Below are 19,652 nucleotides of genomic sequence, written 5' to 3'. Positions count from 1 at the left end.
ATATGGAATGGCCCGCTTCGGCGGGCCATTTTCTTTGTCCACGTGCTGAATTTACACCCGCTCGTACCTGTGCAATCATTATCATGATAACAATATAGGTGCGTCTTGAAGTCGGTGCTGTTTGCCGGGCTCTATCATGAGACCCATACGTTTCTCTCGGTTCCCACGACCCTGGCCGACTTCAAGGCAATGGCGTTCAACCTTGGCGAAGACGCCATTGGTCGGAACCTCGGCAATGGCTCGCCGTCAGATGGCTTCCTGACCACGGCGCGAGAAAAGGGATGGAGAATCATCCCAACCATCCAGATGGCGGCGATGCCGGGCGGGCCGGTGACGGACGAGGCCATCGCTGCCTTCGATGACGTGTTCTTCAATGTGCTTGAGCGCGAGGTCGAGAACATCGACGGCATTTTCCTGGTTCTGCATGGGGCGATGGTCAGCGAAAGCTGCGATGATGTCGAAGGCGTGCTGCTCAAGCGCATCGCCGAAGTGCTGGAGCGGCGCGGTCGCGATGTCCCGGTGGTGGGGGTGCTCGATCTTCACGCCAATGTCTCCCGGGACATGGTCAATTTCAGCACTTTGCTTTGCGCCTATCGGGAAAATCCGCATACCGATGCGCGACAGACGGCGGTACGCGCCACTGAGCTTTTTGGCCGGTTGATGGATGGCACCCGGGTACGGCAAGTGCATCGGCCAACGCCTTATGTGCTGCCGCCCACCGGCGTTGGTTCCATGAACGATCCGATGAAAAGCGTGCTGTCGGCGGCGCGCCGGATCGAAGCTGAGGATCCGGAAATCCTCTGCGTCAACGTGATGGCAGGGTATGCCTATTCGGATATTCCCGATTGCGGGTTCAGCCTCAATTGCTCGACCACCGGTCCGGCAGACCAGGCAGCGCGGTATCTCGACGAATTGGCAGGCGTACTGGAAAGCCATCTCGCTGCGGGATATCCGAAGGAGAACACGCTGGTCGAGGCGCTGGCCAAGGCCGATGCCTTACCGCCAGGTAGCGGCCCGGTGCTGCTGATCGAACCTGCCGACAATATTGGCGGTGGTACCCCAGGAGACGCCACGGACCTGCTCGGGCCATTACTGGCGACGGGTCGGAAGGGCGTCGTTGCCGTAATCAATGACCCGGAATCCGTTCGGCAGTGCGCCGCCGCGGGGATCGGAGCGCAGGTTTCGCTGAGGATTGGCGGCAAGACCGATGAGCATCATGGGCAGCCGGTTGCGTTTAGCGGGACGGTGCGAAACCTGACGGATGGACGCTTCGAGCTGGAGCTCAAGAATTCTCACCTGGCATCGATGATCGGGACGTCTGCCGACATGGGGCCGAGTGCGGTGGTGGAGAACGATCAGGCCACGATCCTGCTCACTACCATGAAGACGCCGCCGATGGATCTTGGGCAGGTGCATTCTCAGGGCCTGCGACCGGAAGAGGCGCAATACGTCGTGGTGAAGGCTGCGGTTTCGCATAAGGATGCGTATGATCCGATCGCGCGGGCCAGCTTCTATGTCGATACGGCAGGCCTTTGCACCAGCAATCTTAACCGCCTGCCTTATCGCAAGCTGGCCGGGAAGCAGTTGAGCCTCTGATGCACCTCGTCGATACCGTCACCATCTACGCCAATCCCCAGCCACTGCTCGTCAGCCGTCAGGCGGTTTTTCCCGGTATCGTCCAGGTGCCGGGCGGCGACCTGGTGGCGGTTTTTTCGATCGGCCAGGCCTTCGATTCCGCCGACCAACGGGCGGTGGTGAGCCGTAGCGACGATTTTGGACGGACATGGTCGGAACCCGAAGCGCTGCACTCGACGCGGTTCGACCCCGAGGAGTCGGAGAGTTACAAGCCGCTGTTGTTGGCTGACGGGTCGCTGCTGGCGACGGGATATGTGTTCGTCCGGCCGACGCCGCTCACGCCTATTGTCGATCCTGCGACGCTCGAACTTCTGCCAATGCACAACAAGATCAGCGTATCGCATGATGCAGGAAAGTCATGGAGCATTCCGCGCGAGTACTCCATCGAGGGCGCGTCGCTTGAGCTTTCGGGGCCGTGCATTCAATTGGCGTCCGGCCGCATCCTGGGTGCGGCGGCGCCGTTCCATCTCGGCAAGGAAGGGCATGCAGGCTGGATTATCGCCAGCGATGACAATGGCATCTCATGGAGGAAGCTGAGCGAATTTTATCGGTCGCCGAAGGGAGAGGTTTCGCCGTGGGAATGCCGGCTTTGCGAGACGGCACCAGGGGAGGTGGCCGTCATCTTCTGGGCTTACGACAATGCTCGCGGGATAAACCTCGCCAATCATATCGTGCTGTCGCGGGACGGCGGGGAAAGTTTTGGCCCGGCGATCGACACAGGGATCAGGGGGCAGGCTTCGAACCTGATGGCGCTTGACGGCGGAAGGCTGCTCACCATCCACGCCCACCGCGAGGCTCCAGTGGGACTGGTGGTACGGCAGCTCGCGCTTGGCGGGAACGGTCTGGTGATTGAGGAGGAGTTCGATCTCTTCGCCGACGACCGCATGGGCAGTTCGAGCGTCGATATCGCGCGGCAGTTCGGTTCGCTGAAATTCGGGCAGCCGTCGCTGTTGCGGTTGTCGAACGGGGAGATAATGGCAGCGTGCTGGCAGCTTGAGAACTGCCAGCATGTGATCAAGGGGTACGTATTGGCGGCGTAGCGGGCGCCTGCACGAAGCTTATTCCTCGCGGCCCGGCCAGCCCATCAGCAGTTTGGCCTCGGCTTCGGCTGCCTTGGCCGCGGCCTTGTCCTTGAACACTTTCATCGTGCATTGCGGCTTGGTGCGGTCGATGACGTCGTAGACAAGATGGTAGCCAACCTTGTCCATGATGGGCCCGATCCAGCCAGCGCAATGGTCGCAATAGCGGCTCATCGGGGCGGCGTCGTTGTCCAGCACCTTGGTGAGGCTGGGGCATTTGCGCATGCTCAGCTCAATCCGGTCCTCGTGGAGTTCGAGGTCGAGCTCGCAATTCTCCTCGACGCGGATGTGTTCCCAATATTCGTACATGCCCTCGAGACCCTTCGCGCGGAAGAGGTCGAGCACGTGGCGCTCCTGGTTCATGCTGATTTCGAGCCAGTACTGACGCAGCACATCCTCGCCCTGCGCCTCGAGAAACTTGAATACCTCGTTGTAGAAACGAGGGAAATGATCGCTGGGGATCATGCCTTCCTCCTGATCACCTGACGGCACGAGCCGGGGCCGGTGACTTCGGTTGCTATAGCGAACGGGGTGCCGGCGGCCATGGCCTCGTTGGTCTTGATCGTCTGGTCGCAGAAATAGGGCGATACCTTCGGGGCGATTTTCGCCACGTGATGCCAGGCAGTGCAGCGCCGCACGGTCAGCACGATTTCGTCACCAATGATTGCGATATCGAAATCGGCGTCCTCGCGCTCGAAGAAATGCCGCCAATGCCGCACGAGTTCATTGGTGTCGCCCGCGGCGAGGTGGTCATGGAGGTCGCGATAGACGTCTCGGCCGACGCGGGTGAAGATCTCGTAGAGCGCCTCGACGCCGAACTTGCGGACGATGAAATCGATGGTCGTGTTGGTGGCGCCGTGGAAATCGAGGTGGACATTGGCGTCTTCCTGATAGCGCAGGGGCTTCTGCTCGCTCATCGTCCTTCTCCATAGCGGTGCGTGCCACCGACATAAGTGGCACGGACGTCCCTTGTGACCGGATCGAGCAGGACGAAATCGGCCAGCTTGCCGGCTTCTATGCTGCCCAGGTCGTGATCGCGACCAAGAACGCGGGCGGGTACGAGGCTCGTGGCGTAGGCGGCACGCACCAAATCATCGCCGGTGAATGCGAGGAAATTGCGCATGGCTTCATCCGACGTCAGTGATGAGCCGCAGAGGTTTCCGTTGCTGTCGCGCACAGCGTTGCCGCGCTGGCTGCGAACCCAATAGCCCGGATAGAACTCGAATGAATTGTCCTCGCCGCCAGCGTATTTGTTGGAGTCGGTTTCAAGGAAGGTGCGACCGGCTGGTAACTGCGCCAGGAGGCGAATGAGCTGCGGGTTGACGTGGATGCCATCGCAGATGAGGCCCAGGGCAACGCTTGGTTCGGCCAGCAGGGCGTCGGTGAGAGATATGACGTGGACGCCGGTATTGTCGGCGGGCATGGTCGGCATCACGTTGTACATATGCGTGACGGCGTCGATCCCCCAGGAGACATAGCGAGGAATGTCCTGCGGCGCGGCGCGGCTGTGCCCGAGATGGATAGAGACGCCGGCGGCCTTGAGCGCCTTGATGAAGGCCTCGGCACCGGGCAGCTCTGGAGAAACGGTTACGGCAGCCAGCTTGCCGCCAGTGGCTGCGAGCATGCGCTCGGCAAGGGCTGGCGAAGGCTGGACGATGTTCGCGAGGTTATGAGCGCCGGGAAGGCCAAAGCAGGGGCCTTCGCTGTGGACGCCAATGGCTCGCGCCCCCTTGGCTTCTTCGCATTGGGCGGAAAGCCGCGACAGCGTGCCTTCCATCTCGGCGGGGGGCAGGCAACTGATCGAGGGGAGGAAGCCCGTGACGCCGCGGGCGAGCAGCAACTCGGAATTGGCTGCCACGGCACCCGGCGTCGTGTCATTGTAGAGATGAATGTCGAAGCCGTGCTGAAGCAGATCGAGCATACCCGGATAGAGGATGCCACCGCCACCATCGACTACGCGCCAATCCGTGCTGCCAGGCTCGGTTGGTGCGACGAGGTCCGCAAAGCGCTCGCCTTCGATCAAAAGGTCTTTAGTCTCAACGCCCTCCGGTGTAACGACGGAGACATTGGTCCACCTTTGCTTGACTTGCATCTCATGACTCATGTTAACATGTTATCATATTAACGGAGTAAGTTGCCCTTGCAAGAGAGAAGTGCTGAGCCGCGTTGTGTTTGCGTGACGGGATCGACCTACGGCATCGGCTTCGCCATTGCCGAGGCCTTTGCCCGGTCGGGCGCCCGCCTCGTGATCAACTCCCACCTGCCGGACACTGGCGCGTTGGCCAAGCTGAGTGCATTGACCGAATGCCATTTCGTGGAAGCTGATCTCTCAACGGTCGAGGGCGCACGCGGTCTGGTGGAGCAGGCAACCTCGCTGCTCGGGCGGCTCGATACGCTGGTCAACAATGCCGGTACGTTTCGGGATGTCGATTTCGATGATCTCGACGAGACAGTTTTCGAGCGTACGTTCAACCTCAATGTCCGCGGCTACCTTTTTGCTTCGCAGGCTTTCGTGAAGGCCGTGACGCCTCAGCACGTCAACCCGAGCATCATTTGCGTCGGCTCGACCAATTCGCTGGCCGCCGAGAAGAACAGCGTTATCTACGATACCTCTAAAGGTGCCGTGCTGATGATGATCCGCTCGATGGCGGTGACGCTGGCGCGGCGTGGCATCCGGGTTAACGGCATCGGTCCGGGCATTGTGGAGACGCCACTGACGCAGGCGGGATTGGGAACCGGCAACACGCGCTCCATCCTACGGGCGCAGATTCCGCTCGGGCGTATCGGCGAGCCTGACGATATCGGGGAGGCCGCAGTCTTCCTTGCCTCGCCGGGCGCGCGCTATGTCACTGGGCAGATGCTCTATATCGATGGTGGCATCCTCGCCAACCAGATGTCTTGGGAAGAACTTCAGTGAACATGGATCTTTCTCCGCGCCACCTTCAGCTTCGCGAGATGCTGTTTCGGCGCTGGAAGACCAATGGCGCCAAGGTTGGTGACCGTATCGAGTCTCAGAACGAAATCATCAAGTTCTGCGATTTCTCGCTGATCACCGTCATCAAGACGCTCAAGGACCTCGAGGCGGAGGGAGTTATCCGCCGCCAGGTGGGGAAGGGTTCTTTCCTGGTCAAGACGCCCTGGACCGAGGCGCATCACCGGATCGGTTTCTTCTACAACCGCGACATCGTCGGTGGCGGTATCTTCAACAACGAGTTCTATACCAAGCTCGTGGTCGCCTTCGAAAAAGGCGTAGTGTCGGACGGCCACGAATTCATCCTGGGCAGCTTCACCGACCACAAGATGCCCGTGGAAATGTGGGATCGGCTCGATGTCGTCGTACTGACGGGCCTCACGCCGCATACGCGGCTCGACGACCTGGCCCGCACGTCCAGCCAGGTAGCGGTCATCGACATGACGCTCGAAGGGCTGCCCTACAATACCTACCGCATCGATTTCGCTCCGGCCTTCACGGTCATGTTCGATCGCTTCGGCAGCGAAAAGCGGCGCTACCTCTATCTCGACTCCTCCATCGCTTCGAGCGAACAGGTGGCACGCCTAGAGGCCTTTCGGCAGGCTTGTGCCGCGGCGCCAGTGGAGCAGGAGCTCAAGGTGATCTCGGTCAACCAGGAAACTGGTGCCGAGGATACGAAGGCGCTGCGCGATGCCATCGAGCAGTTCGAGCCTGATTTCGTCTGCGGCTACATGCACCAGAGTTGGCACACGCAGATCCTTAAGTGGGTGCACAAGCCGACCAAGCTTTACCCCTTCGGCCTAGATGTCGACCGGGCGGGCTTTGTCGTCACGTCCGAGGAGTGGATGCGGCAGGTGCTTGCCGCGATCTACGACAACCTCGAAGACCGTCAGGCGCCGGCGCGCGTCTACAACTTCCCCGCCGACTTTCGGCCATAACCTCGGGACAAATCATGCTCAAGCTCGTCAATGAGGGCGCGAAGTCGCACCTTCCCTTCAGCCCCGGCTTCATCGCGGGCGATATCATGTTCGTGTCTGGACAGGCTTCAGTCGATCCGGAAACGGGCAAGATCATCTCGGGCACGTTCGAGGACGAGATGCGACGCTCGATCGACAATCTCCGGGCGATCCTGGAAGCCGGCGGCCTTAGCCTCGACCACGTGGTCAACGTGCGGGCCTACGTAGCCGACGAGAACGACCTGGCGCTCTATAACAAAATTTACCCCGAGTACTTCGCCCAGCCGGCCCCGACGCGAAGCACGATCGTTGGTGTGCTCGGAACCAAGCTCAAGTTCGAGCTGGATTGCTTTGCCTACGCGAAGGCCACGCGGCAACAAGCGGTGAAGTAGGGGGCCGAACCCTGCTACGCATTCTCATCTCCTCCCGGGCGAAGGCCGGGGGAGGAGTTCCGCAAGTTCCGCGGGAGGGGGCCCCCTCTCAGAAGAACGTCATCACTCCGTCGATGACATTGTACTCGTCATCCACCACAGGAATGAGCCGCCATTTGTCGAAGGCGGTGCAGGGATGGGAGATGCCGGAGGCGACCAGGTCGCCGACGCGCCAGTCGGTGCCCGGACCAAGACGCACATAGGCGTGCTGGTCGTTGGTGGCGAAGACCTCGCATTGGCCGACATCAAGGAAGCCGACGCCGGGGCGGTAGAGCTTGAAGGGCTTGGGCAGGCCGGAATCGAACGGGATGTCGCGCTTGCCCATGGTGAGGAAAGCGAGGTTCTCCTCGGGGCGGGACTGGACATAGGCCCAGGCTTCAAGCGCTGGCTTCAGCTCGCTCTTCCAACTGCGATGGGGGTCGGCCTTGGCGGCGTCCTGCGCGTTCTTGTAGCTGCCTGAATCGTTGGTGACATAGCAGCCCGAGCGCAGCAGCACGCGGACTGGGATATCGAGCGCCAGCGTCGAAAAGCGGTCGGCGATGATATCGAAATAGGACGAGCCGCCACCGCTGAGGATGAATTCGTCGAGCCCGTCATATTGGGCCTTGGGCAGAGAACGGACGATTTCGAGGAGGGTGTCAGCGAGATCGGCAACCGGCTCGACGCTGCGGTCGAGGCCTGGTGCTACACCTTCGAAGGTGGCGATACCGGCAAAGCGGAATTTGCTGCTGTCTGCTGCCGCTATGGCGTTGGACAGGGCAAGTGCCTCGGCGACGTTGCGAACGCCGGTGCGGCCGCCCACGACGCCAACTTCGATGAGGAGGCGTATCGGGTGATCGAGCGTCACTCCGTTAAGCTGGCGCGCCATGTTGTCGAGCTGCGCCGCCGAGTCGATGAAGCAGAGGAAGTCGAAGGACGTGTCAGCGTTGATTTCCTGCGCGATGGCAAGAACGTTGGCCTTTCCGACCAACTGGTTGGCAAGAATGATGCGCGAGACGCCGTAGGCGCGCATAACTTGCACCTGGTTGGCCGTCGCTGCTGTAATGCCCCAGGCGCCATTCGCCAGCTGCTCGGCAAAAATCTGCGGAGCCATCGTGGTCTTGCCGTGCGGCGCCAGCGAGAGATGGTGCGAAGCGAGATAGGCGCCGAATACCGACGCGTTGTGATCGAGACTCGACCGCTTGAGCACCATGAGGGGCAGGGGCAGGTCCTCGCGGAGGACGTTCCACCCCTTGCTCCCGATCTCCGACAAGGCGAACGGCTCCGTGCCGCCAGGAATGCCCTTGGTGCGATCGTCGATGACGGTCGCCTTGATAGAGTCGATGTTCATCAGATCTTCTCGAAAGCTGCCATAAGGTCATCTGCGTATTGAGCAAGCGCGACGACGTCTGCCCCAACGCTCAAGAAATTGTATCCGATTCCTACATATTCCGCGATACGATCTTTGCCGCAGACTGTTGCGGCGATCTTGCCGTTCTTGCGAGCGGCATCAGCCACGCGCTGGCGGGCCTTCACCACGTCGGGATGGTGGAGCTGGCCGGGAATGCCGAGCGCCACCGAGAAATCGCCAGGACCGAAGAAGAGGCAATCGACGCCATCGACCTCGGCAATCGCTTCGACCTGCTCAAGCGCTTCAGGGTCTTCGATCTGGTGGCAGACGAAGCGTTCCTTGTTTGCGGTCTCGAGATAATCACTGAACGAGACACGGGTGAACTGCGCATCGTTGTTGCCGCCGTCAACGGCGCGACGGCCGAGTGGGGCGAACTTGGTCATGTCGCGCACGCGGCGCGCGTCTTCGACATTGAGAACGTGCGGGACGATAAGGCCCGTGGCATCCGATTCCAGCGGCCGGACATAGTCGCTGTAGCTGCCGCGCGGAACGCGAACGAGCGTATCGACATCGTAGAGCTTGGCTGCGCGGATCTGGTTTTCGATCTGCTCATGCGTGGTGCTGACGTGCTCCATGCAGAGCCAGAGCGCATCGGGCTGGGCCGCTGCAAAGATCTCAGCGACCTTCGGGTCGGGCGTGTTGAGCTTGAGCATGCGCGCCACGCGCCCCTCGCGGATGGCGCGCAGCACGCGGCTGGGCCGCATGCGAAAGGCGGTGGCGGGTGCGGCGGTGTAAGGCTGCTTGTCGGTCACGTTCGTTCTCGCTTTGCGGAGGTTACTTGGCGGTATAGCCGCCATCGACCGGGATATTCGTGCCGGTGATGTAGGCGGAGGCGTCGGAGGCAAGGAAGACGATCGCTCCCTTGAGATCGGTGGCGTTGGCCATTCGTCCGAGCTGGGTGCGGGCGCTGTAGGCCGCCACGAAGGGCTCGGGCTGGCCATTGAGGAAGCCGCCGGGAGACAGACAGTTCACACGCACGTTGTCGGCGCCGAGAATGCTCGCCGCCCATCGGGTGAAATTGAGCATCCCGCCCTTCTCGTAGAAGTAGATGGGCGAGGGGTCGGGATTCATGTCAGTGCCGGTATAGTTGGCCATCTCCACGCCGACCATGCCCATCATCGAGCCGATATTGATCACCGAGCCGTTCCTGTGCTGGCGCATGGTCTGGCCAAAGAGATAGGTGATCTTGAAGAGAGCAGAGGCGTTGACCCGCAGGCTCTTGTCGTACTCAACGAGGTCATGATGCCAGCCCGAGGTAGCGGAGCGGGTCACAGCATTGTTGACCAGCACTTCGCAACGACCATTCTCCTCGATGATCTCACGATGGAGCGCTTCAATGGAAGCGTCCTGGGAGAGGTCGAGCGACCGAGCCGTCACGTCGTAGCCGCCGGCCCGTTCCTCTTCGGCCACGGTCTCGAGCTTGGCGCGATCGCGGGCGGCGATATAGGTCTTGGCGCCGGCCTCGGCGAGAGCAGCTACAATCTGGCGGCCGTACTGTCCGGCGCCGCCTGTGACGAGTGCGACCTTGCCCTTGAGGGAGAAGCTATCAAGGACGGTCATGCCGGTTGCTCCAGTTCGCTGAGAAGGACTTTGCGACCGCCTTGCCGGCGGCTCTCGATGCCGGCGATCACCAACTGCATCAACTCGCGGGTTTCGTCCCACGGTGCGGGCGGTTGCCCGGTCCGCAGATAATCGATGAAGGACTCGAGCTGAGTCTTGAACGAATAGTAGTTGTCGAAGAACTTGAGCTGCGTGTTGGCCTTTGTTCCCGCGAGGGTTACGAGGCCAAAGCCGCCATAGAGATCGGGGATCACAGTGAGGACGACGTCGACACCGTCCTTGTGGCGCAGGTGAACGATGTTCGAGCCGCCGTCGCCGATATTCTGCACCGAGACGAAGCCCGGGCCAAGAATGGGGTACATGGCTTCGAGAGCGTGAATGCCATACGCCTCCCAACTCTTGGCCATGGTGACCGTGACGAGCCGCAGATCGCCGAACTCGTAGGTCGAACGGTGATAGGGTTGGAACTCCTTGCAATAGCGCATGGCCGATGAGGAAATGATCGGCTTGCCCTCGGCTATCCAGCGCTCGAAGGTCGCAAGGTCGTCGCGGCCGATGCAGAGTGGCTTGTCCACGAAGATCGGAATGCCAGCTTCAACGAAGGGGCGGCAGCGCTCGACATGTTCCTCGCCCTTGTCGGTTGCGACGAAAACTGCATCGACCTGGCCGATCACGTCTTCCGGGCGAGCCACGACATTGGCGATGCCGGCGACCTTGGCCACCATCGGTGCCTCGTCGGGATTGTCTGTCCATACATGGGTGACTTCGGCGCCCGGGATGCCCAGCGTATGCAGAGGCTGCTTGCCGATATAGTCGCGAATAGCGGGGTAAGGGCAGCGCGAGAGGGCATCGGCGTCGTAGCGCCCGTTGATGATGATGCTCCACGAATAGGGGTGGCCGTTGCCCTCCACCATTCCGAGCATTGCGAGGCGCAATTTCTTGTCGCCGTAGGGAAGTGGGTTCATCGGATCACCAGGATGTCCAGCCGCCATCGACCGGCAGTACCTGCCCGGTCACGTAGCTGGAGGCTTCGGAGAGAAGGAAGGCGGTGGGTCCGGCAGTCTCTGCTTGCCGGCCGATGCGGCCGAGCATGGTGGAGCTGGCCAGGGTGAGCGCGAATTCGGGCGCATCGGCAACGGTCTTGTCGTGCGGGAAGGGACCCGGCGCGATGGCGTTGACCCGGATGCCGCGTGGACCAAAGTGGCCAGCCATATAGCGCACCATCTGCACGAGCCCGGCTTTGCCGGCGCCGTACTCGATGGGATTGGGCGCCATCGGCGCAGGGTAGATAGCGGGCTTGGGCGCCACGAGGCCATACATCGAGGCGAACATCACCATCGCGCCGCCATCCTTCATATGCAGCGCCGCCTCACGGGCGAGGATGAAGGAGCCGGTGAGGTTGAGCCGGTTGGCGCGGTCGAAATCAGCGGCCGTCAGGTCATCGAATTTCTTGCCTGTCGAGCCGAATGTGGCGTTGACCACGCCCCAAAGCGAACCAGCGCGCGCGGCACAGTCCCTGACACAGGCGAGGACGGAGGCCTCGTCGCCGATGTCGAGCGGTAAGCCCCAGACGTCAGCCCCAGTGGAAGCGATTTCGGCCACCGAGCTTTTGAGCCGGTTGGCGTCGATATCGGCGACGCAAACGCGTGCACCCTGTCGGGCGACGAGGGTGCAGATGGGAGCGCCGAGATAACCGGCTCCACCTGCGACGAGAACTGTCTTGCCTGCCAGATCAAACATTGACCCCTCCATCCGGCGCAATGGCGACGATGCGCTTTTCCAGCCAGGATTCCTTGGCGGCCAGCGCGACCTTGAGATTCAAGCGGGCCTCATCGAGCGTTGCCAGCTCGCAGGGCTTTCCATCCAGTGCATCTAGCAGGGCGTTTGCCTGCATGGCGAAGCGTTCCTGATGGGTTTCGATCGGGACGAGGCCTGCCATGAAGTCTCGTGCCTCCGACCACTTGCCGCTGTCGTCATCCGTGAACTTGAGTACCGAATGATCGAGCAGCAGGTTGCCCTTGGTGCCGATGAACTCAAAAGTGGCGGCGTTGCGCTTCTGGAATTGGTTGATGGTGATGTTGGCCATGGCTCCACTCTCGAAGCGGATGGTCACCAGGCATGTGTCCTCGGTGTCGGTCCCTTCGAGCACCAGCCGGTCAAACATGCAGGCGACGTCGGTCGGGCGACCCATGAGCCAGATCAGCATATCGAAGAGATGGCTTGCCGCATCGAGAATGGCGCCACCGCCCATTTCTGGCCGCGCGTAGTAGGTGCGCTGGAAGTCAGGACGATATTTCGGGAAGTCCTGCGAGGTGTTGAGGTATGCGAGCTTGAGCTGCCCGATCTTGCCGTCAGCGATCTGCTCGCGAAGCGCGCGCACTTCATCTGCGACTCGCCGCACATAGCCAACGCGAGCGAGAAGGCCTTTTTGGGCGACCAAAGCGCAAACCTCGTCGACCCCGTCCATGGTGACCGATAGCGGCTTCTCAACCAGAAACGGCAGATCCGCGTTCGCGCACCGACGCATGATCGCGACATGGGTGTGAGCCGGCGAGCAAATCACCGCCAGGTCAAATGCGCTCAAGTCAACTTCATCAAGGCTGGCAAAGGCCTGAGCAATCGCAAACTCGCCGAGAACGCCTTCGCGTCGCCCCGGATCGGGCTCGACGATCGCCAACTCGGCTCGTCCGGTTTTCAGGAAGCCCTTGATGTGTCGACGGCCGATTCCTCCAGAGCCGACGATCAATACCTTGCGCATGCATTTCCCTCGCAATCCATGCCGGCGGTCACTTTCGGCGTTCCCGATTGCTGCTTGACTCGGCAAAAGAACATGTTGTTATGTTAATGATATAGCTTTTGAAGTCAACGCAGGATTGTGGTCGGTTCTAAGAAGATTGATCAACGTGTTATTGATTGAAATCAATGGGTTGTGCGCATCGATTGAATCAAGTTCTCCAATTTGCCAGCCGCTGAATTGCAGGGGCATTGTTGCTATTGCTGTCTGGTTTGTCGACCAGTTCAAATGAATGGTCGACAAAAAATCGGTAACTAGACACCAAACGGAAATTATGGTTGCGTGGAAGGCGTGGGGAAATGGAGAGGGCTATCCGTGACGACAGTTCTGACCGCGTCGGACATCGCAAAGGCTTTGGCGGCAGACATTCACGATGGGGAATTGAGGGCGGGCGACATGTTCCAGTCGGAACGTGAGCTTTGCCTGAGGTTCGGTGTCGGGCGCACCGTGGTTCGCGAGGCCATGACGATCCTTCACGGCATGAGGTTGGTCGATCATTCCAAGGGCAAGCGCCCGCGCGTGGTTTCGCCGTCCCTAGCCCAGGTCATGGATTCGGCCAGCGAGGCGGTGCAGTTTTTCTTCCTCGACAATGAGGGCAAGGCTCATCTCGAGCAGGCGCGCTTGTTTCTCGAAACCAGCATGATCCGCTACGCCGTGATGCACGCGACCAACGCGCAGATCGCCAAGATGGTGGGCGCAATCGAGGAGGCGGAGGGGGTGCTGGGCGATGGCGAGGCGTTCCGCAACGCGGATTCGCGCTTCCATCGGGCACTGGCGGAAGTCCCCGGCAATCCGATCTTCGTGGCGCTACACGACACCTTCGTCGAGCGCCTGATGAAGAACCGGCCGGTGCGCGGCGATCAGGAATCGCACAACCGCCGCTCCAACAACGAGCACAAGGAAGTCGTGGCCGCGATCCTGGCGAAGGATTCGGACAAGGCCGTGGAAGTTCTGACCCGCCACCTGACGCGCAATTACGGCGTCTATTTCCAGCAGGCGCTGGGGCAGGCGGTTGGTATCGGATCACACTGAAAGCAAAGGGAGCAACCGACCAAAACAGATCAGGAGGGCATCTGGCGATCGGGTGAAACCAACGCCGCTCCGTTGCCGAGGGGCACAAAAAGCGGAGCGCCCAAACAGGAACGTCGAACAGCCTCGAAAGGGTAGGGAATGAACAAGATTTTGGCCATGGCAACAACCGCGTTGCTCATGACGACCGCAACCATCGTGCCGGCCTGGGCTCAGCCCACCAACAGCAATCCGCTTTCGGACGTGCGCGTCCGCCAGGCGATTGCCTATGCCATCGACATGGACACGATTGTGGACACGCTGCTTGAGGGTAAGGCTATCGCTGCTGTCGGCCTGCTGCCGAACGGCCCGTATAAGCCGAACGACCTCAATCCGTACAAGTACGATCCCGAAAAGGCCAAGGAGCTTCTCAAGGAAGCCGGCTGGGATTCCAACCGCGAACTCGACCTGGTCTACTACTACAAGGATCAGGTGACCGCCGACATGATGGCCGCATTCCAGGCCTACCTGGCCGATGTGGGCATCAAGGTGAACTATCGCCTGCTCGAGGGCGACGTGCCGGCGCAGCTGAGCACCGTGCCCAAGGACCCCGTGAATGGCCCGTCGGCCGTCAAGTGGGACCTGGCCTATGGCGCTCTCGCGGCCCTGGCGCTGCAGGAATATTACAACCGCTACGAAACCGGTAAGTCGGCCTATCTCCCGGGTACCCCGGAGATGGATAAGCTCATCGCAGACATCAATTCGAGCTCCGATCCTGCCGTGCAGATGCCGGCTTTCCACGCGATCGAAAAGTTCGAGAACGAGCGCGTTGACCTCGTGCCGCTCTATTACCAGCAGCTCTTCATCTACCAGAGCGACCGTGTCGACCGGAATGGCGGTCAGTATGGTAACGAGCAGTACAGCTACGACTGGGGCATCAATAACTGGACGGTGAAGCCCGACGCCGAAGGCAAGAAGACGCTCTACACCAATACCGGCCCGGCCCAGTTCTTCGAACTGCCCTGGCTGAATCTTGGCAAGTTCATCCATAACAAGATCGTCTTCGACAAGCTGATCATCGCCGACGGCAACCTGACGCCAAAGGCCGGCCAGCTAGCCGAGAGCTACAACGTGAGCGAGGACGGCAAGACCGTCACGTTCACGCTGCGCGACGGCATCACGTGGCACGACGGCGAGCCGATTACGGTAAACGATGTCTCGTGGAGCATTGAGACGGCTGCCAAGATCCCGAACATCCATCCGGTTGTCTCGGCGACGTTCCTCGCCATTGAAGGCGCCAAGGATTTTGTCGACGGCAAGGCCCAGCATATCTCGGGTATCAAGACCGACGGCAAGACCATCACGCTCAACTTCGCCAAGGCCGACCCGAACGTGCTGCTGACCTTCAGCCAGTTCGCTCCGCTTCCGGCCAAGTACTTCGAGGGTGTCGACCCGCTGCAGCTTCAGCAGTCGCAGTTCTGGCAGAAGCCAATCGGCTCCGGCCCCTTCAAGATCGCTGACGTGAAGATGAACGACTACGTGACCTTCGTCCCGTACGACAAGTACTATGGCGGCGTCCCGCAGATCGATCAGATCGTGGCTCTCCCGAGCGACGACAACGATCCGAACCTGGTCAAGAACGCCTCGGCCCATCGTCTCGACTTCGGCTACACCAAGAATACCGGTGACGTCGCCGCGCTCGAAGGCATGGACTTCATGAAGGTCACGCCTGCGGACATCCCATACACCCGCATGCTCTGGATCAACCAGTATCCCAAGCAATAGCCAGCCCCCAAGACTGGCCGGTGCCGCGGCGCTCCCTCCGCGGCACCTTTTCTCCTGAGGCGAGGCACCCATATTGCTCAGCTACATTCTACGGCGCGTGCTGCTGCTCATTCCGATGGCCCTGGTGATCAGTTTCCTGGTCTATCTCGGTCTCGATCTCACCCCGGGCGACCCGGTTTCCTACATGATCCCACCGGACATGTACGGGAGCATGGACCCCGAGCGGCTCCAGGCGCTGCGTGAATCCCTTGGCCTCGGCCAGCCGTTCATCGTCCGCTACGGCATCTGGCTGTGGGGCGTGCTGCACGGCAATTTCGGCTACTCGATGTCGGGCGGCGTACCGATCTCGACGATCGTCGGCGATCGCCTGCCGGCGACACTCGAATTGTCCGGCGTCGCGCTCGTGCTCTCCACCATCGTCGGCTGCGTGCTCGGCACCGTCAGCGCGCTCCGTCGCGGCTCGGCCACCGACAACGGACTCACGGTTGTCGGCATGCTCGGCGTGTCGATCCCCGAATTCTTCTTTGGCCTCGTTGCCATCCTGATCTTTGCGCTTAACCTGCAATGGCTGCCTGTTGGTGGCCGTACGCTGCCTGGCTACGTCACCTTCTGGGACCGGCTCCCGCATCTCGTCATGCCAGCGCTGGTGCTGTCGGTGACGATGACCGCCGGCGTCATGCGGTATGCGCGCTCGTCCATGCTGGATTCCCTCAACAAGGAATTCATCCGCACCGCGCGTTCCAAGGGCCTGCCCGAATGGCGCGTCAACCTGCTGCACGGTTTTCGTGTGGCGCTGACGCCCGTGATCGTGCTCATCGGCTTCCGCCTGCCGGTGCTGATCGGCGGCTCGGTGGTCATTGAGCAGGTGTTCCAGTGGCCCGGCATCGGCAACGAATTCGTCGCCGCCGTGCGCTCGCAGGACTATCCGCTCGTGATGATGATCGCGCTGCTCTCCGTAATCGCCGTGCTGCTCGCCAGCCTGATCGTCGACGTCCTGACCGCGCTGATCGATCCGCGCGTCCGGCTAGGCCGGTGAGGTTTCCATGACTGATATCACCACCCAACGCCCCCGCTCCCGCACGCGCCTCGACCGCCAGTTCGATCAGATCCGCGCCCGCGAAGAGGCGGGGCTGAACAGCCACGCCAAGGGCTCGCGCTTCGTGCGCAAGTTCATGAACAACAAGCTGGCCGTGTTCGGACTGATCGTTTTCACGATCATCATCCTGGCTTCGATCCTGGCGCCGTTTCTCACGCCCTGGGATCCGCAGAAGATCAACCTCCGCGCCATCCTCAAGCCCCCGTCCTGGGAGCATTGGTTCGGCACCGACAAGACCGGCCGCGACGTGTTCGCGCGCGTCCTCTATGGCGGCCAGATCTCGATCCTGGTCGGCCTCGGCAGCGCCATCGCCTCGGCGATCATCGGCGTCGTCATCGGCTGCTACACCGCCTATGTCGGCGGCTGGGTCGACACGATCGCCATGCGCGTCTCCGAAATCTTCATGTCGTTCCCGCAGATCATCCTGGTGCTGCTGCTGGTGGCCATTACCGGCCAGTCGCTCGCCAACCTCATGATCATCTTCATCCTCACCGGCTGGGGCGGTATCTATCGCCTGGCGCGTGCCCGCATGCTGTCGCTGCGCGAAGAAGAATACGTGCAGGCGCTGCGCAGCTTCGGCCTCTCGACCCCGCTCATCGCCTTCAAGCACATCCTGCCCAACGCGCTCGGCCCCATCATGGTCAACGTGACGCTGAGCACGGCGGCTTTCATCCTGCAGGAGGCTGGCCTGAGCTTCCTCGGCCTCGGCGTGCCGATGGGCATCCCGACCTGGGGCAACATCCTCAACGTGGCGCAGGACCTGCGCGTGCTCCAGAACAACTGGTGGATGTGGCTGCCGGTGGGCTCGGTGATCTCGCTCTTCGTGCTCTCGGTCAACTTCATCGGCGACGGCCTTCGCGACGCCACCGACCCGACCCAGCAGGGATAACGCTCATGGCTCAGAACCACGACGTCGCCCTGACGGTAAACGGGCTCAAGACCTTCATGTACACCAACAAGCGCTGCAACAAGGCGGTGAACGGTGTCTCGTTCCAGATCAAGAAGGGCAAGACACTCTGCATCGTGGGCGAAAGCGGATGCGGCAAGAGCGTCACGGCCTCGGCGGTGATGCAGCTCCTGCCCACGCTCTCGCGCATCGAAGAGGGCGAGATCATCTATCACTCCGATCGCGGCGACATCCGCATCGACCAGCTCGCCCGCAACGGCCGCCAGATGCGCGCCATCCGCGGCGCCGAGATGGCCATGATCTTCCAGGACCCGATGACCGCGCTCAACCCGGTCTACACGGTCGGTTTCCAGATCATCGAGAACCTCAAGTACCACACGGCGCTCAAGGGCCGGCAGCTCAAGGACAAGGCCATCGACCTCCTGCGGTCGATGGGCATTCCCTTGCCCGAGCGGCGCGTCGACGAGTTCCCGCACCGCTATTCGGGCGGCATGCGCCAGCGCGCCATGATCGCCATGGCCATGGCCTGCAACCCCAAGATCCTGATCGCGGACGAGCCGACCACGGCGCTGGACGTCACCATCCAGGCCCAGATTTTCGAGCTGATGGACCGGCTCAAGAAGGAGCACGGCACCGCCATCATGCTCATCACCCACGACATGGGCGCCGTGGCCGAATTGGCCGACGACGTCGCCGTCATGTACATGGGCAACATCGTGGAAGCTGGCACTGTCGGCGAAGTGCTGCGCAACCCCGTCCACCCCTATACGCGTGCCCTCCTGGCCTCGATCCCGGTCCTCGGCCGCGGCAAGAACCAGGACATCCAGGCCATTCCCGGCTCGACGCCCGATCCGTTCGACCGTCCGTCGGGCTGCCAGTTCGCCCCGCGCTGCGCCTTCGCCACCGAAGCCTGCAACGACATGCCGGACGAGACCCACGTTACCAATACCCACCGCGTCATGTGCTGGCGCTACGAGGAGTTCGCTCATGCAGCAGCAGCACAATGAAGACGACGTGATCCTGCGCCTGCGTGACGTGAAGGTTCACTTCCCGCTCAAGGGCGGTTTCATGCAGAAGACCACCGCGCATGTGAAGGCCATCGACGGCGTCAACCTCGATGTCTATCGCGGCGAGGTGCTGGGGCTGGTGGGCGAGAGCGGTTGCGGCAAGACCACGCTCGGCAAGACCATCCTCCAGCTCATCCATTCCACCAATGGCGAGATCACCTATCGCTCGACCGACGAGCAGGAGACCGATCTCACCAAGCTCAAGGACCACGAGCTCTTCCCGTATCGCAAGCGCCTGCAGATCGTGTTCCAGGACCCGCATTCCTCGCTGAATCCGGCCTTCACCATCTTCGGCTCGCTTGAGGACCCGCTCAAGAAATACGGCATCAAGTCGCGCGAGGAGCGCCGCAAGATCATCGGCGACCTGCTCGAGGCGGTGAACATGCGGCGCGAATACATGGATCGCTACCCGCACGAGTTTTCGGGCGGACAGCGCCAGCGTATCGGCATTGCCCGGGCGCTCTCCATCGAGCCGGAACTGATCATCTGCGACGAGGCGGTGAGCGCGCTCGACGTGTCGATCCAGGCGCAGGTCCTGCAGCTTCTGATGAAGCTCAAGCAGGAAAAGAACCTCACCTACATCTTCATCACCCACGACCTGTCGGTCACCGAATACATCTGCGACCGCATCGCGGTGATGTATCTGGGCCGGATCGTGGAGCTGTGCGCGTCCGAGGATCTCTACGCCCGGCGCCTCCACCCCTATACGCAGGCGCTGCTCTCGGCCATCCCGGTGGCCGACCTCGACAAGCAGACCAAGCGCATCGTGCTTGAGGGTGACGTGCCCAGCCCGGTCAATCCGCCCAGCGGCTGCCCGTTCCACCCGCGCTGCCAGTTCCGCAAGGACGTGTGTTCGCAGGTCGAACCCAAGCTCAGGCGTTACCAAATCGACGGGCGCGACCACTACGCCGCCTGCCACCTCATCGACCTTCCCGAGGCCGCGCCCAACGCGGCGTGAGCCTCTTTTCCTGGA

At 61.4% G+C, this 19,652-nt stretch carries 20 protein-coding genes; 11 read left to right on the top strand and 9 right to left on the bottom strand.

The window, feature by feature from the left end; genetic code table 11:
• The first annotated feature begins 114 nt into the window (after positions 1-114).
• Entirely contained in the window at positions 115-1,596 is a 1,482-nt protein-coding gene (locus JNE37_RS21740; protein WP_246513711.1) for a M81 family metallopeptidase, read from the top strand.
• On the top strand, positions 1,596-2,675 hold the full coding sequence (locus tag JNE37_RS21735; protein ID WP_203064805.1) for a sialidase family protein: 1,080 nt from the start codon (positions 1,596-1,598) through the stop codon (positions 2,673-2,675). Before JNE37_RS21740 ends, JNE37_RS21735 begins: the two co-directional genes overlap by 1 nt.
• A gap of 18 nt (positions 2,676-2,693) precedes the next feature.
• Here the strand turns inward: JNE37_RS21735 and JNE37_RS21730 are convergent, their stop codons facing one another.
• The 3 genes from JNE37_RS21730 to JNE37_RS21720 are packed head-to-tail and all read right to left on the bottom strand — an operon-like array spanning position 2,694 to position 4,806.
• Positions 2,694-3,179: a hypothetical protein gene (locus tag JNE37_RS21730; RefSeq protein WP_035030149.1), complete on the bottom strand. Its 486-nt coding sequence runs from the start codon at positions 3,177-3,179 to the stop codon at positions 2,694-2,696.
• The gene (locus JNE37_RS21725) at positions 3,176-3,631 is read right to left on the bottom strand and encodes a hypothetical protein (RefSeq protein ID WP_203064804.1); all 456 of its coding nucleotides are present in this window, start codon (positions 3,629-3,631) and stop codon (positions 3,176-3,178) included. Before JNE37_RS21725 ends, JNE37_RS21730 begins: the two co-directional genes overlap by 4 nt.
• On the bottom strand, positions 3,628-4,806 hold the full coding sequence (locus tag JNE37_RS21720) for an N-acetylglucosamine-6-phosphate deacetylase (RefSeq protein ID WP_203064803.1): 1,179 nt from the start codon (positions 4,804-4,806) through the stop codon (positions 3,628-3,630). The genes JNE37_RS21725 and JNE37_RS21720 overlap by 4 nt, the downstream gene beginning before the upstream one ends.
• Before the next feature lie 84 nt (positions 4,807-4,890).
• Here JNE37_RS21720 and JNE37_RS21715 point away from each other — a divergent pair, with 84 nt between their 5' ends.
• From JNE37_RS21715 to JNE37_RS21705, 3 genes are read left to right on the top strand one after another with little or no spacing between them, the layout of a single operon-like run.
• Positions 4,891-5,631 carry an SDR family NAD(P)-dependent oxidoreductase gene (locus tag JNE37_RS21715; protein WP_246513413.1) on the top strand — a complete coding sequence of 247 codons (741 nt, stop codon included), beginning with the start codon at positions 4,891-4,893 and terminating at the stop codon, positions 5,629-5,631.
• 2 nt (positions 5,632-5,633) lie between these two features.
• On the top strand, positions 5,634-6,623 hold the full coding sequence (locus JNE37_RS21710) for a hypothetical protein (RefSeq protein WP_246513709.1): 990 nt from the start codon (positions 5,634-5,636) through the stop codon (positions 6,621-6,623).
• A gap of 14 nt (positions 6,624-6,637) precedes the next feature.
• A complete protein-coding gene (locus JNE37_RS21705; protein ID WP_035093003.1) occupies positions 6,638-7,033 on the top strand; it encodes a RidA family protein in 396 nt (131 codons plus the stop codon).
• Between the two features lie 88 nt (positions 7,034-7,121).
• Here JNE37_RS21705 and JNE37_RS21700 read toward each other — a convergent pair whose 3' ends face one another.
• From JNE37_RS21700 to JNE37_RS21675, 6 genes are read right to left on the bottom strand one after another with little or no spacing between them, the layout of a single operon-like run.
• The gene (locus tag JNE37_RS21700; RefSeq protein WP_203064801.1) at positions 7,122-8,402 is read right to left on the bottom strand and encodes an amino acid deaminase; all 1,281 of its coding nucleotides are present in this window, start codon (positions 8,400-8,402) and stop codon (positions 7,122-7,124) included.
• Entirely contained in the window at positions 8,402-9,214 is an 813-nt protein-coding gene (locus tag JNE37_RS21695; protein ID WP_202050222.1) for an HpcH/HpaI aldolase family protein, read from the bottom strand. Before JNE37_RS21695 ends, JNE37_RS21700 begins: the two co-directional genes overlap by 1 nt.
• 22 nt (positions 9,215-9,236) lie before the next feature.
• Positions 9,237-10,022, bottom strand: coding sequence for an SDR family NAD(P)-dependent oxidoreductase (locus JNE37_RS21690; RefSeq protein WP_203064800.1), 786 nt, complete (start codon positions 10,020-10,022; stop codon positions 9,237-9,239).
• Positions 10,019-10,987, bottom strand: a complete 969-nt coding sequence (locus JNE37_RS21685; RefSeq protein WP_203064799.1) for a Gfo/Idh/MocA family protein — start codon at positions 10,985-10,987, stop codon at positions 10,019-10,021. The genes JNE37_RS21690 and JNE37_RS21685 overlap by 4 nt, the downstream gene beginning before the upstream one ends.
• A 4-nt stretch (positions 10,988-10,991) precedes the next feature.
• Positions 10,992-11,762: an SDR family NAD(P)-dependent oxidoreductase gene (locus JNE37_RS21680; protein WP_203064798.1), complete on the bottom strand. Its 771-nt coding sequence runs from the start codon at positions 11,760-11,762 to the stop codon at positions 10,992-10,994.
• Positions 11,755-12,780, bottom strand: coding sequence for a Gfo/Idh/MocA family protein (locus tag JNE37_RS21675; protein WP_203064797.1), 1,026 nt, complete (start codon positions 12,778-12,780; stop codon positions 11,755-11,757). The genes JNE37_RS21680 and JNE37_RS21675 overlap by 8 nt, the downstream gene beginning before the upstream one ends.
• Before the next feature lie 351 nt (positions 12,781-13,131).
• Here JNE37_RS21675 and JNE37_RS21670 point away from each other — a divergent pair, with 351 nt between their 5' ends.
• From JNE37_RS21670 to JNE37_RS21645, 6 genes are all read left to right on the top strand, one after another.
• Positions 13,132-13,848 (top strand): FCD domain-containing protein, encoded by a 717-nt coding sequence (locus JNE37_RS21670; protein WP_160176303.1) that lies wholly within the window; start codon positions 13,132-13,134, stop codon positions 13,846-13,848.
• A gap of 138 nt (positions 13,849-13,986) precedes the next feature.
• A complete protein-coding gene (locus JNE37_RS21665; protein ID WP_035093016.1) occupies positions 13,987-15,609 on the top strand; it encodes an ABC transporter substrate-binding protein in 1,623 nt (540 codons plus the stop codon).
• 73 nt (positions 15,610-15,682) lie between these two features.
• Entirely contained in the window at positions 15,683-16,645 is a 963-nt protein-coding gene (locus JNE37_RS21660; protein WP_203064796.1) for an ABC transporter permease, read from the top strand.
• Positions 16,646-16,652: 7 nt separating this feature from the next.
• Positions 16,653-17,594: an ABC transporter permease gene (locus JNE37_RS21655; protein ID WP_203064795.1), complete on the top strand. Its 942-nt coding sequence runs from the start codon at positions 16,653-16,655 to the stop codon at positions 17,592-17,594.
• A 5-nt stretch (positions 17,595-17,599) separates the two neighbouring features.
• Positions 17,600-18,619 (top strand): ABC transporter ATP-binding protein, encoded by a 1,020-nt coding sequence (locus tag JNE37_RS21650; RefSeq protein ID WP_203064794.1) that lies wholly within the window; start codon positions 17,600-17,602, stop codon positions 18,617-18,619.
• The gene (locus JNE37_RS21645) at positions 18,600-19,637 is read left to right on the top strand and encodes an ABC transporter ATP-binding protein (protein ID WP_203064793.1); all 1,038 of its coding nucleotides are present in this window, start codon (positions 18,600-18,602) and stop codon (positions 19,635-19,637) included. Before JNE37_RS21650 ends, JNE37_RS21645 begins: the two co-directional genes overlap by 20 nt.
• The last annotated feature ends 15 nt before the right edge of the window (positions 19,638-19,652 follow it).

Source organism: Paradevosia shaoguanensis (assembly GCF_016801025.1).
Taxonomy (GTDB): domain Bacteria; phylum Pseudomonadota; class Alphaproteobacteria; order Rhizobiales; family Devosiaceae; genus Paradevosia; species Paradevosia shaoguanensis.
This window is presented reverse-complemented; position numbering and strand designations above follow the sequence as displayed.